The organism is Sphingopyxis sp. sgz302558, assembly GCF_057220455.1.
Map to the genome: position 1 here is coordinate 350,920 of NZ_JBXPUZ010000002.1, position 12,330 is coordinate 363,249.

Consider the following 12,330-nt stretch of genomic DNA (forward strand, 5'->3'; position numbering starts at 1 on the left):
TCCAGCAAAGTTCCCCTCTTGTTCTAATGGAACAAATGCGATACACCGGTTTCCGTTGCGGTGCGGAGCGTCCGCGTTTAGGGCAAGAAGGGAAGGGCTAATGGCCAGTCAATTGTCACTCGTCGAAACAGGAAAAGCTGCCAGCATGGACAGACAAAAAGCGCTCGAAGCCGCGCTCGCCCAGATTGACCGCGCCTTTGGCAAGGGCTCGGTGATGAAGCTCGGGCAAAAGGAAACGATGCAGGTCGAGGCGATTTCGACGGGCAGCCTGGGTCTTGATATTGCCTTGGGCGTTGGCGGGTTGCCGCGCGGCCGCGTCATTGAAATCTATGGCCCGGAAAGTTCGGGCAAGACCACGCTGGCACTGCATGCCATTGCCGAGGCGCAAAAGACTGGCGGCACTGCGGCTTTTGTCGATGCCGAACATGCACTCGATCCCGTTTATGCGCGCAAGCTGGGCGTCAACATCGACGAGTTGATCGTCTCGCAGCCCGATACGGGCGAACAGGCGCTCGAAATCGTCGACACGCTGGTGCGGTCGAACGCCATTGATATCTTGGTGGTCGACTCGGTCGCGGCGCTGGTTCCGCGCGCGGAGATTGAGGGCGAGATGGGTGACAGCCACGTCGGCCTGCAGGCGCGGTTGATGTCGCAGTCGCTGCGCAAGCTCACCGGCTCGATCAGCCGTTCGCGCTGCATGGTGATTTTCATCAACCAGCTGCGCATGAAAATCGGCGTGATGTATGGCAATCCCGAAACCACGACCGGGGGCAATGCGCTGAAATTCTATGCCTCGGTGCGCCTCGACATCCGCCGTACCGGCCAGATCAAGGACCGCGAGGAAATTGTTGGCAACACCACGCGGGTGAAGGTCGTCAAGAACAAGGTCGCGCCGCCGTTCAAGCAGGTGGAATTCGACATCATGTACGGTCAGGGAATTTCCAAGATCGGCGAAATTTTGGATCTGGGCGTCAAGGCTGGGCTGGTCGAAAAATCGGGTGCCTGGTTCAGTTATGATTCGATCCGCATCGGTCAGGGCCGCGAAAATGCCAAGACCTTCCTTAAGGATAATCCCGAGCTGATGCAGCGGCTTGAGGCAGCAATCCGCAGCCGCACCGATCAGGTCGCCGAAGAAATGATGGTCGGCGCCGACGCGGATGATGGCGGCGACGACGAGATGTAAGCAATTCGGGCCGGTGGCACGCCCCTCGCCGCCGGCCTGACACAGCCTTGCGTTGACAGCAGGGGGTAAGCGGGCAATGTCCCCCGTATGCCTGCCGCCATTCGTCTGTTCGGATTGCCCACCGATATCAACAGCAGCTTTGAGCGCGGCGCGGCGGCAGGGCCCGCTGCCATCCGCGCGGCGCTGTGGTCCGAGCGCGGCAATCTGGCCTGCGAAGCCGGACTGGAAATCGGTAGCGACATCGCGCTGACCGACGATGGCAACCTGCCGCTTACCGAGGACACCCCCGCTGACGACACCGCGATCGCGCGCCACGTCGCGTTGGTCCATGCGACCGGGGAAATCCCGCTCGCGCTTGGCGGCGACCATGCCGTGACCTTCCCTCTCGTGGCCGCCGCCGCCGCGCGGCACGGGCCGGTCACCATCTTGCATTTCGACGCGCACCCCGATCTTTATGCCGATTTCGGCGGCAATCCGCGCAGCCACGCCTCGCCCTTTGCGCGCATCATGGAGGGCGGGCATGCCAAGCGGCTGGTGCAGGTGGGCATTCGTACGCTGACCCGTCACTGTCGCGACCAGGCCGAACGGTTCGGGGTCGAAATCCTGCCCATGGCTGATTTCGCGCCGTGCGACGTTCCGCTGCTCGGTGGGCCGCTTTACATCAGCATCGACCTTGACGGCATAGACCCCAGCGAGGCGCCCGGTGTCGCGCATCCCGAGCCCGGCGGGTTGACGGTGCGCGAAGTGCTTGCGGTGCTGCGTGCGCAAACCGCCCCCATCGTCGGCGCCGATATTGTTGAGCATCATCCGGGGCGTGACATTGGCGGTGTGACTGCCATAGTCGGTGCCAAGCTGGTGCGGGAGCTTGCCTTCCTCATCCACCGCAACAATGGCTGAAGGGAGCCGTCCATGTCGCTGATCGTCCATCACCTCAACAACAGCCGGTCGCAGCGCATCCTCTGGTTGCTCGAAGAGATCGGTGCGCCCTATGAAATCCGTCATCACCAGCGCGACGCGGTGACCAACCTCGCGCCGCCCGAACTGCTCGCCGTCCACCCGCTCGGCAAGTCGCCAGTAATCGAGGATGCGGGCCGCACGGTTTATGAATCGGCCGCCATCTGCGAATATCTGTGCGAGCGGCACGGCGGCGCGCATCTGGTCCCCGAACGTGGCAGCGATGACCATGTCCGTTACACCGAACTGATGCACTTCGCCGAAGGATCGGCGATGACGCCGATCCTGCTGTCGCTTTACACCGGGCGGCTGGGAGAGGCGGCGGCGCCGCTCAAACCGCGCATCGACCAGCAGCTGGAGAGCCACTTCGCCTTCATGGAAAGCGAGCTGGGTGCCAGCGGCTTCTGGGTCGGCGATCGGCTGACCGCCGCCGATGTGATGCTCAGTTTCCCCGCCGAAGTCGCGGTGATGCAGGGCCGCGCCGCCGACAAGCCCAAACTCACCGCTTTTGTAAACTGGCTCCACGCCCGCCCGGCATGGCAACGCGCACGCGAAAAGGGCGGGGCCTATTACGGCTTCTGATCGCACCGCTCGATCTTTGTCACTGCAACAAGCCCGCTTGTCGCGGCGCAGCAAAGCGCTTACCTCGGCGGCGCTATGACTTCGACCAACGATATCCGCCGGTCTTTCCTGGACCATTTCGCCGCCGCCGATCACCGCGTCGTGCCGTCGGCGCCGCTCGTGCCGTATAACGACCCCACGTTGATGTTCGTCAACGCGGGGATGGTGCCTTTCAAGAACGTGTTTACCGGGCTCGAGAAGCGCGATTATGTGACCGCCGTGTCGTCACAGAAATGCGTGCGCGCGGGCGGCAAGCACAACGACCTCGACAATGTTGGCTATACCGCGCGGCACCACACTTTCTTTGAGATGCTGGGCAATTTCAGCTTTGGCGACTATTTTAAGGAAGCGGCCATCCACCATGCGTGGAGCCTGATCACCGGCACCTGGGGGCTAGATCCGGCGCGCCTGACCGTCACCGTCTATCACACCGACGACGAAGCGGCGGGGCTGTGGCGCAAGATTGCTGGTCTGCCCGATGACCGCATCATCCGGATCGCCACCAGCGACAATTTCTGGTCGATGGGTGACACGGGGCCGTGTGGGCCGTGCAGCGAAATCTTCTATGACCATGGCGCGCACATTCCGGGCGGTCCGCCAGGATCGCCCGATGAGGATGGCGACCGCTTTGTCGAAATCTGGAACCTGGTGTTCATGCAATATGAACAGCTGGCGGGCGGCGAGCGCGTTGACCTGCCGCGCCCCAGCATCGACACCGGCATGGGGCTGGAGCGCATCGCGGCGGTGATGCAGGGGGTCCACGACAACTTCGACACCGACACCTTCAAGGCGCTGATAGGCGCATCGGCTGATATGACCGGCGTGAAGGCCGAGGGTGACAATCGCGCCAGCCACCGCGTCATCGCTGACCATCTGCGCGCGTCGAGCTTCCTCATCGCCGATGGCGTGCTGCCGTCCAACGAGGGGCGCGGCTATGTCCTGCGCCGCATCATGCGCCGCGCGATGCGCCACGCGCATCTGTTGGGGTCGAAGGACCCGCTGATGCACCGCTTGCTCCCGTCGCTGACGGCGGAAATGGGCGCGGCCTACCCCGAACTGATCCGCGCGCAGCCGCTGATCGCCGAAACGCTGGAGCGGGAAGAAGTGAAGTTCCGCCAGACGCTCGCCAACGGCCTGCGCCTGCTCGACGATGCAACGCGCGGCATGGGCGCGGGCGATACGCTGGCGGGCGATGTCGCATTCAAACTCTATGACACCTATGGCTTCCCCTATGACCTGACCGAAGACGCCTTGCGCGCGCAGGGTCTGACGGTCGACCGTGCCGGATTTGACGCGGCGATGGCGCAGCAAAAGGCCGCCGCGCGGGCCGCGTGGAAGGGATCGGGCGAGCGTGCGTCGGATGAGGTGTGGTTCGACCTTGCCGAAACACATGGCGGCACCGAATTCACCGGCTACACGAGCACGAGCGGCGAAGCGACTGTCATCGCGCTGGTACAGAACGGTGCGACTGTGGCGCATGCCGGGGCCGGCGATCAGGTGACCATCCTGACCAACCAGACGCCTTTCTATGGCGAGAGCGGCGGCCAGATGGGCGATACCGGCACCATCACCAGTCTCGACGGGCTGCGTGCGACAGTGACGGATACCGCCAAACCGCTGGGGCGGCTGCACGCCCATCACGCGACCATCGATGCGGGCAGCATCGCCGTGGGCGATACGGTGCAGCTGGTGGTTGATAACGCCCGCCGCGACCGTGTACGCGCCAACCACAGTGCAACCCATCTGGTTCACGCAGCGCTGAGAAATCACCTTGGCGGCCATGTGACACAAAAGGGCAGTCTGGTCGCGGAGGACCGGTTCCGTTTTGACTTTTCGCATCCCAAAGCGCTGACCACCGACGAAATCTCGGCGATCGAGGCTGAGGTAAACGCCCAGATCCGCGGCAACGAGCCGGTGACGACGCGCCTCATGACCCCCGATGACGCTGTCGCGGCAGGCGCGCTGGCATTGTTTGGCGAAAAATATGGCGACGAGGTGCGCGTGCTGAGCATGGGCCGCGCCGATGTGAACAGCTATTCGGTCGAATTGTGCGGTGGCACGCATGTGCGCGCGCTGGGCGATATCGGCCTGTTCAAGATTGTCAGCGAAAGCGCCGTGTCGTCCGGCGTGCGCCGCATCGAGGCGCTGACCGGCGAAGCCGCGCGGCAGTGGCTGAGCGCGCGCGACGAAGCGCTGCGCGGGGTGGCCGCGACGCTGAAAACCAGCCCCGACGAAGTGCCCGCGCGCGTGGCTGCGCTGGCGGAGGCATTGAAGAAAGCCGAGCGCGAGCTGGCCGAGGCCAAAAAGGCGCTGGCGCTGGGTGGCGGTGCGGCGAAGAGCGGCCCCGCGGTTGAAGAGATTGGCGGCGTGCGCTTTATCGCGCAGGTGGTCGACGGGCTCGATCCCAAAGGTCTGCGCGGCGCGGTCGATGATCTGAAGAAGACTGTCGGGTCGGGCGTCGCAATGCTGGTCGCGATCAACGACGGCCGCGCTTCGGTGGCAGTTGGCGTCAACGATGCACCTCAAGACGCTGTGGCGCTGGTCAAGCTGGCCGTAGCCGCGCTGGGCGGGCAGGGCGGCGGCGGACGGCCAGATATGGCGCAGGGCGGCGGCCCCGATGGCGGAGCGGCGGAAGCAGCGGTGGCAGCGGTGCGCACGGCGCTGGCAGCATAAACAGAGCGTTTAATCCCCAATCCGTCTGCCCTGAGCTTGTCGAAGGGCCGTCCTTTCTTTTACCCGTCGATTGAAGGAGAAGTTTGGTGCTTCGACCAGCTCAGCACAGGCGGAGAAGGAAAATGGCCGCGGGCATTTCGGCCTCTGTCGTCCTAACCCTCGCTGCTTGCAGTTCTCCCGACGAACAAGACAATCAAACCACCTCCCCCGGCCTGATCATCGCTCCGGGCACCTATACCGACGTCAGTGGCGAGGGCGATGGTGATGGCTGGCGGCTCACGCTGCCGCAGGGCGAGGCGAGCAAGACGATTGCCGTCGCTTATTGTGCGCCCGAATGCGCCGCGCCGACCGACGTGCCGCTGCGGGCGGGCATGGGCGGGCTGATGGTCGAATACCCGCTCGCTGACGGGCGTAGCGTGGCGCTGGCGATCCGCAGCCACGGCAACGGGCTGGAGGTCGCGACCGACTGGGGAAACGGCCTGGAAAGCTATAAATTGACGCGGGTTGAGGCTGTCAGCGCTCCGCCCCCTTGACCTTGCCCCAGGTGCGCGCGGCGGTGTAGCCGAGGTAGCCGGTGCCGAACAGCGCGTACAGCGGTTCGGGGATCCCCGCCAGATAGGCGTTCATGCCATTGGCGATGCTGGTCGCCATGTCGGGGCGCGCGGCGGCGATCAGGCCCATCGGGATGGCCCACAGCAACAGGGCATACATCACATAGAGGAAGCTGGGCCGCGCGCGGCTGGTCCACGGGTCGGCGCTGTTCGCCTCGGCGACGATGGCGGTCATCTGTGTGCGAATAGCCTCCATTTCCTGGCTACCCTCCAGCTTGATGAGCTCCAGCTTGGCGCGGTCGCGCGCTTCGGGATCGGGGATGATCTTGTCGATCAGCTTGGCGATGGGGCCGATGATAGATTCGATGATGCTCATGGAATGTCCTTTCCTTAGGAAAACTGCGTAACTTCACTCACGATGGGCGCTGAATCAGTGCGAACCAATTCGGTTCGCGAGCCATCCATAGAGAAAGGCCTCCTGGCTGGGGCGGCGCTCGGCCAGCGCGATATAGCGTTCGCCCTGCAACGCCTCGATGGCGCGCAGCAGCACGGTTTCGGCACGCGGGCCGCGGGCGCGCAGCAGGCCGTCGAGCGCGTGCAGTGTCGCGGGGCCGATGGCGCGATCCACGACAATGTCGGGATAGTCGCGCGCGCTGCGGTTAAGCGCGTTGAGCGCGCGTTGCAGAAAACCGGTGGCGGTGGCCGTGCCCATGTTGACGCCAGTATCGAACAATTCAGCGGCGGTGCGCGGGGCGCGTCGGGCGACTTTGTCATAGCCGGGGGCGTGCCAGTAGATGCGGGCATAGATATCCGCCGCCACGTCGCGGGGCAGCGCGCGCATGTCGCCGGCATAGCCCTGCGCGCGCGCCACCGCTGCGGTGATGCCCCAGCGCGTCTGACCACCGCGATCCGCAGGGTGATGAACATAGTCGCCTTCGCGGGCGATAACATCGTCAATCAGCGTTTCAATCGATGGCGTCGGCATGGCAGTTCCTTTCGGGAGAGATGATTCGTCCTAAGGAACCAAATAGGAACAATGTAGGAAAGCGGAATCTGCATGGCGCACGGGCGGCGTGCGATATTTCGCGGCATGGCTGGCATAGTTTTGCGACATTGGCGGCCGACGCTGGCGGTAGAAGAGGAAATTGGCGATGCCGCAAACCTATCTTGCCCTGAATCGCTTTGGCCTGGGGTGGCGTGCGGGCGATGGGCCGGCACCGCGCGATGTGGCCGCCATGCTGGCCGCCGATTTGAGGGCCTATAATCCCGCACCCGATAGTCTGGCCGCGCTGGCGCCGCGCCGGGTCGCGGTCGAAACCTTCAAAAATTATCGCGATGACCGCCGTGCTGCGCGTGCGGGCGAGGCGATGGGCATGGGAACCGATCCCGAAACCATCGCGCGCGATGTGCGCGTCCATTATCTCGACGCCGCCGCGGCACGGTTGCAGCAAGCAGCGGTCACCGACACCCCCTTTGCCGAGCGGCTGGTGCATTTCTGGTCGAACCATTTTGCTGTGTCGGTGCAATCACTGCCGGTGGCGGCGCTGGCGGGCGATTTCGAGAATGCGGCGATTCGCCCGCACATTATGGGCAAATTCGGCGACCTGCTGAAAGCGGCCGCGCTGCACCCCGCCATGCTGCTGTTCCTCGATCAAGCGCAGTCGGTCGGGCCCGGCAGCCTGCTGGCGCAGCGCGTCGGCGCGCGCGCAGCCGCAGGCGAGGGCGGCCGCCTTGGCCTCAACGAAAATCTGGCGCGCGAGATATTGGAGCTGCACACGCTGGGCGTGAACGGTGGTTATGTGCAGGCCGACGTCACCGCCTTTGCCCGCACGCTGACGGGCTGGACGGTGGCCGGGCTGGGCCAACGTCCCGACCAGCTGTTGCGGCGCATGGGCGTCAATGCCGATCCCGGTGATGCCGTGTTCGTGCCCGCGATGCACGAACCGGGGACACAGCGCATATTGGGCAAAAACTATGGCGGGACAGACCGCGCGCAGGCGCTGGCCGTGCTCGATGATCTCGCCCGGCATCCCGCCACCGCGCGGCACATCGCGACCAAACTTGCCCGCCACTTCGCCGCTGACACGCCGCCGCCCACGCTGGTCGCCAAACTGGAGCGGGCCTATATCGACAGCAGCGGCGACCTGCCGACCCTCTACCGCGTTCTGATCGACGCGCCCGAAAGTTGGCAGACCGCCACGCCCAAGTTCAAGACACCGTGGGACTGGACCGTGTCGATGCTGCGCGCGACCGGCATCAAACAATTGCCCGACCGGCGCGGGGCAGTGGGTGCGCTGGCGCAGCTGGGCCAACCGATCTGGCAACCGGGCTCGCCCGCCGGGTTCGACGATATTGCCGACCGCTGGGCTGGGGCGTCGGGGCTGATGCTGCGCGCTGAACTGGCGTCGCGCGTGGCTGGCGGCATTGCGGCGCGCACCGACCCGCGCAGCTGGGGCGCCGCGATCATGGCCGATGGGGCAAGCGAAGCGACGCTGATCGCCATCGCGCGCGCCGACAGCCCGGCGCAGGGCGTGGTGCTGGCGCTGATGGCCCCCGAATTTCTGCGGAGATGATGCCATGACCTTGATCCTGCCCCGCCGCCGTCTGCTCGCCTTTGCCGGTGTCGGCGCTATGACTGCCACATTGCCCGGCCTGGCCTGGGGTGCGGCAGCGACGCCAAAACGGCTCGTGTTCATCATCCAGCGCGGCGCAGCCGACGGGTTAGCGCTGGTGCCCCCGGTCGGCGACCCGGCGCTCGCCACTTTGCGCGGCGCACTGTTGGCCGAGGCTGAACCGGGAGCCAAGCTGGACGGCATGTTCGCGCTGCACAGCGAGCTGACGGGCACGGCGGCGATGTTCGCCGCGAAGGAAGCGCGCATCGTCCACGCCGTTGCCACCAGCTACCGCGACCGGTCGCATTTTGATGGCCAGAATATCCTCGAATCGGGCGGCACCGCGCCCTATGCGCGTAAGGACGGCTGGCTCAACCGCATGCTCGGCCTGCTCCCGTCCGGCGAGGCGCGCGCGGTCGGTATCGCCGCCGCCGTGCCGCTGGCGCTGCGCGGCAGCCACGACGCTGCCAACTATGCGCCCTCGCGCCTGCCGGGCATTGACGAAGATCTGCTGATGCGCCTGTCGCTGCTCTATGGCGGCGATGCACAGCTGGGGCCGATCTGGCAGCAGGCGGTCGAGACCAAGGAACTGGCGGGCGACATTGGCGGCAACAACGGCCGCAACGGCACGCAGCTGGGCGAGCTTGCGGCGCGGCTGATGGCGGGCAGCGACGGCGCGCGCGTGATGATGATCGAAACCGGCGGGTGGGATACGCACAGCCGCCAGCAGCAGCGCCTGGGCGTGCAGGCGCGCGGGCTCGACGCGTTGCTGGTGGCGCTTAAAGGCGGGTTGGGAGCGGAATGGGCGAGCACGCTGGTGATCGTCGCCACCGAATTCGGGCGGACGGCGGCGGTCAATGGCACCGGCGGGACCGATCATGGCACCGCATCGGCGCTGTTCCTGCTGGGCGGCAATTTGAGCGGCGGCGGGAGGGTGCAGGCCGACTGGCCGGGGCTGGGCGCAGGCGCGCTGTATGAAGGGCGCGATTTGCGGCCGACAGCATCGCTGGAGATAGAAGTCAGCAGCTCTATTGCCGCGCATTACGGGCTGGAACCGCACGCGGTGCGGCGCGCGCTTTATCCGGACTTGGTGTGAAATCGAAATGGTCGGGACGAGAGGATTCGAACCTCCGACCCCCACACCCCCAGTGTGATGCGCTACCAGGCTGCGCTACGTCCCGACCGGCCCTGTGCGGGCAGAGCGCGCCCCTAGCGCGGCTGGCGCGGTGATGCAAGCGGGGCTTGCGTCAAACGCCGCGCACCACCAGGGGCTGGCCGCTGTCACCGCAGTCATAGCGATAGACGGCGATGGCTTCGGCCTGCGATGCGCCCAAGGCCGCCTGAAATGCCGCCATGTGCGGCGTGGTGAAATGATAGTCGAGCGCGGCCTGATCGACCCAGCGTTCGGCGATGCGCAGCACCGCAGGGTCGGTGAGGTCGATCGCCATACTGTAATCCAGGCAGCCATCTTCAGCGCGCGAGGCGGTGACCATCGCGACAATCGCATCGCGCATGCGTTCTATTTCGCCCGGCGCGATGCGCGCCCAACCTTCGACGAGGATCATCGTGTCTTCCTCCCTTGATTCCCGTGGCGGTCATCCCACCTTCCAATTGGCTTGCCAAGGGGGATGGCCGCGCGGTTGCGCGGGCTGCGCCCCCGTGATAGGCGCGCCGCACATTTTTCAGGCTCGGGCGCTTGTCCCCAGGCCCAAACAGAATGACGGGAAGTCCGACTATCATGACTGATTTGCTGATTTCGACCCAGGCTGCGGCCGCTGGCGGGGGCGCGGCTGGCTGGCTGATGCTGGTACCCTATCTGCTGATATTCCTGGTCTTTTACATGTTCCTGATCCGCCCGCAGCAGGTGCGGATGAAGCAGCACCGCGCCAAAATTGACGCGGTCAAGGTGCGCGATCAGGTCGTTACCGCAGGCGGCGTGGTCGGCAAGGTGACCAAGGTTGATGCCGACTATGTCGATATTGAGATCGCGACCGGCGTGAAGGTGAAGGTGGTCAAATCGACGCTCGCCGACATCATCCTGCCCGGCGGCAAACCCGCCAACGACTGATGCGCGTCGGCGCCTGAACGGAATTTCCCAGATATGCTAGATTTCCCCCGCTGGAAAACGATTGGCATCAGCATCATCCTGCTGCTTGGCATCATTTTCACCATCCCCAGCTTCCTGCCCGAAAAGACGACCGAACAGCTGCCCGGCATTTTGCAGTCGCGCGTGAACCTTGGGCTCGACCTTGCCGGTGGTTCGCACCTGCTGCTCGAAGCCGACCTCAGCGACTTTGACAATGTCCAGCTGGAGAAAATGGAACGCAGCATTCGTCAGGCGATGCGCGGCGAGCCTGGCCCCGACGATGATGTCGCCATCGCCAATCTGACGCGGGGCAATGGCCAGATCAGCTTTGTCGTGCGTGAACTCACCCAGCTTGACGAGGCGCGCGAGCGCGTCAACCGGCTGACGCAGGGTGTGGCCACCGGCGGGCAATTGTCGGCGCAGCGCGACTGGGACGTCAGCTTTGTCGACACCACCCGCGTCGTGATGCGCGCCACCAACGCCGGGCGCGATGCCGCGATTGCCAGTGCGATGGATTCGGCGCGCGATATTGTCGACCGCCGCGTCAACGCGCTTGGCACGCGCGAGCCAACGATCGTGCGTGAGGGCAATGACCGCATCGTGGTGCAGGTGCCGGGCCTTCAGGACCCGCAGCAGCTCAAGGATTTGCTGGGCCAGACCGCGCGGCTCGAATTCCGCATGGTCGATGAAAATGCCAATCTGGCCGAAGCTGCGGCCGGCCGCGCGCCGGTGGGCAGCGAAGTCGTGCCCTATGCCGCCTCAAGCGGACAGGAGGGCAGCTTTGAGGTGCTCAACCGCCAGGTGATGATCAGCGGCGAACAGCTGATCAACGCGCAGCAGCAATTTGACCAGCAATCGGGCCAGCCGGTTGTGACGATCAGCTTTGACAGCGGCGGCGCCAATACCTTTGCCCGCGTAACGACGCAGAATGTGAACAAGCGTTTTGCCATGGTGCTCGACGGCAAAATCTTGTCGGCACCGTCGATCAACGAGCCTATATTGGGCGGCACCGCGCAGATTTCGGGCAGCTTCACCGTCGATACCGCCAATAATCTGGCCATTGCGCTGCGCTCGGGCGCGCTGCCGGTGAAGATGGAAATTGTCGAAGAACGCACCGTAACCCCCGAACTGGGCGCCGATTCAATCCGCAAGGGCACATTGGCCGGCATCATTGCGACCGTCTCGGTGCTCGTGTTCATGGTGGTCGTCTATGGCCGCTTTGGCATTTATGCGAACGTCGCGCTGGTCTTTAACATCTTCCTGATCATTGCGGTGATGGCGGCGTTTAATGCGACGCTGACGCTGCCGGGGATTGCGGGCTTCGTGCTGACCATCGGCGCGGCGGTGGACGCCAACGTGCTGATCAACGAACGCATCCGCGAGGAGTTAAAGCGCGGGCGCAAGATTATCGACGCCGTCGATACCGGCTATAAAGAGGCTAGCCGCGCGATCTTTGACGCCAACGTCACCAACGTCATCGCCGCGGCGCTGATGTTCTGGTTCGGGTCGGGCCCGATCAAGGGTTTTGCCGTGGTGCTGACCATCGGCATCGTTACCTCGGTTTTCACCGCCGTTACTGTCACGCGGATGTTTGTTGCGCACTGGCTGCGCCGCAACCGTCCCACGACGATCACCATTTAAGCGAAGGCC

At 64.7% G+C, this 12,330-nt stretch carries 12 protein-coding genes and 1 tRNA gene; 9 read left to right on the forward strand and 4 right to left on the reverse strand.

Annotated elements, in window-relative coordinates:
- Window positions 1-100: 100 nt before the first annotated feature.
- The 5 genes from recA (at window position 101) to AC2TC0_RS07060 (ending at window position 5,964) form a co-directional block, all read left to right on the forward strand.
- Window positions 101-1,183 carry a recombinase RecA gene (gene recA / locus AC2TC0_RS07040; RefSeq protein WP_484716804.1) on the forward strand — a complete coding sequence of 361 codons (1,083 nt, stop codon included), beginning with the start codon at window positions 101-103 and terminating at the stop codon, window positions 1,181-1,183.
- An 87-nt stretch (window positions 1,184-1,270) separates the two neighbouring features.
- The gene (locus AC2TC0_RS07045) at window positions 1,271-2,080 is read left to right on the forward strand and encodes an arginase family protein (protein WP_484716805.1); all 810 of its coding nucleotides are present in this window, start codon (window positions 1,271-1,273) and stop codon (window positions 2,078-2,080) included.
- Window positions 2,081-2,092: 12 nt separating this feature from the next.
- A complete protein-coding gene (locus tag AC2TC0_RS07050; RefSeq protein WP_484716806.1) occupies window positions 2,093-2,719 on the forward strand; it encodes a glutathione S-transferase family protein in 627 nt (208 codons plus the stop codon).
- Window positions 2,720-2,794: 75 nt separating this feature from the next.
- Window positions 2,795-5,431, forward strand: coding sequence for an alanine--tRNA ligase (gene alaS / locus AC2TC0_RS07055; protein WP_484716807.1), 2,637 nt, complete (start codon window positions 2,795-2,797; stop codon window positions 5,429-5,431).
- Between the two features lie 122 nt (window positions 5,432-5,553).
- Window positions 5,554-5,964: a hypothetical protein gene (locus AC2TC0_RS07060; RefSeq protein ID WP_484716808.1), complete on the forward strand. Its 411-nt coding sequence runs from the start codon at window positions 5,554-5,556 to the stop codon at window positions 5,962-5,964.
- Here the strand turns inward: AC2TC0_RS07060 and AC2TC0_RS07065 are convergent.
- Both AC2TC0_RS07065 and AC2TC0_RS07070 read right to left on the reverse strand, forming a co-directional pair.
- Window positions 5,945-6,358, reverse strand: a complete 414-nt coding sequence (locus AC2TC0_RS07065) for a holin family protein (protein WP_484716809.1) — start codon at window positions 6,356-6,358, stop codon at window positions 5,945-5,947. The genes AC2TC0_RS07060 and AC2TC0_RS07065 overlap by 20 nt on opposite strands.
- A 54-nt stretch (window positions 6,359-6,412) precedes the next feature.
- On the reverse strand, window positions 6,413-6,967 hold the full coding sequence (locus AC2TC0_RS07070; RefSeq protein ID WP_484716810.1) for a glycoside hydrolase family 108 protein: 555 nt from the start codon (window positions 6,965-6,967) through the stop codon (window positions 6,413-6,415).
- Window positions 6,968-7,133: 166 nt separating this feature from the next.
- Between AC2TC0_RS07070 and AC2TC0_RS07075 the strand changes: the two genes are divergently transcribed.
- Window positions 7,134-8,555, forward strand: a complete 1,422-nt coding sequence (locus AC2TC0_RS07075; protein WP_484716811.1) for a DUF1800 domain-containing protein — start codon at window positions 7,134-7,136, stop codon at window positions 8,553-8,555.
- Window positions 8,556-8,559: 4 nt separating this feature from the next.
- Window positions 8,560-9,690, forward strand: a complete 1,131-nt coding sequence (locus AC2TC0_RS07080; RefSeq protein ID WP_484716812.1) for a DUF1501 domain-containing protein — start codon at window positions 8,560-8,562, stop codon at window positions 9,688-9,690.
- Between the two features lie 8 nt (window positions 9,691-9,698).
- Here AC2TC0_RS07080 and AC2TC0_RS07085 read toward each other — a convergent pair.
- Window positions 9,699-9,775, reverse strand: a tRNA-Pro gene (locus AC2TC0_RS07085).
- A 66-nt stretch (window positions 9,776-9,841) separates the two neighbouring features.
- Window positions 9,842-10,159 (reverse strand): putative quinol monooxygenase, encoded by a 318-nt coding sequence (locus AC2TC0_RS07090; protein WP_484716813.1) that lies wholly within the window; start codon window positions 10,157-10,159, stop codon window positions 9,842-9,844.
- A 173-nt stretch (window positions 10,160-10,332) separates the two neighbouring features.
- On the opposite strand from AC2TC0_RS07090, the gene yajC reads away from it, so the two are divergent.
- Together yajC and secD are read left to right on the forward strand one after the other, a co-directional pair.
- Window positions 10,333-10,662 carry a preprotein translocase subunit YajC gene (gene yajC, locus AC2TC0_RS07095; RefSeq protein ID WP_484716814.1) on the forward strand — a complete coding sequence of 110 codons (330 nt, stop codon included), beginning with the start codon at window positions 10,333-10,335 and terminating at the stop codon, window positions 10,660-10,662.
- A gap of 33 nt (window positions 10,663-10,695) precedes the next feature.
- A complete protein-coding gene (gene secD, locus AC2TC0_RS07100; RefSeq protein WP_484716815.1) occupies window positions 10,696-12,321 on the forward strand; it encodes a protein translocase subunit SecD in 1,626 nt (541 codons plus the stop codon).
- The last annotated feature ends 9 nt before the right edge of the window (window positions 12,322-12,330 follow it).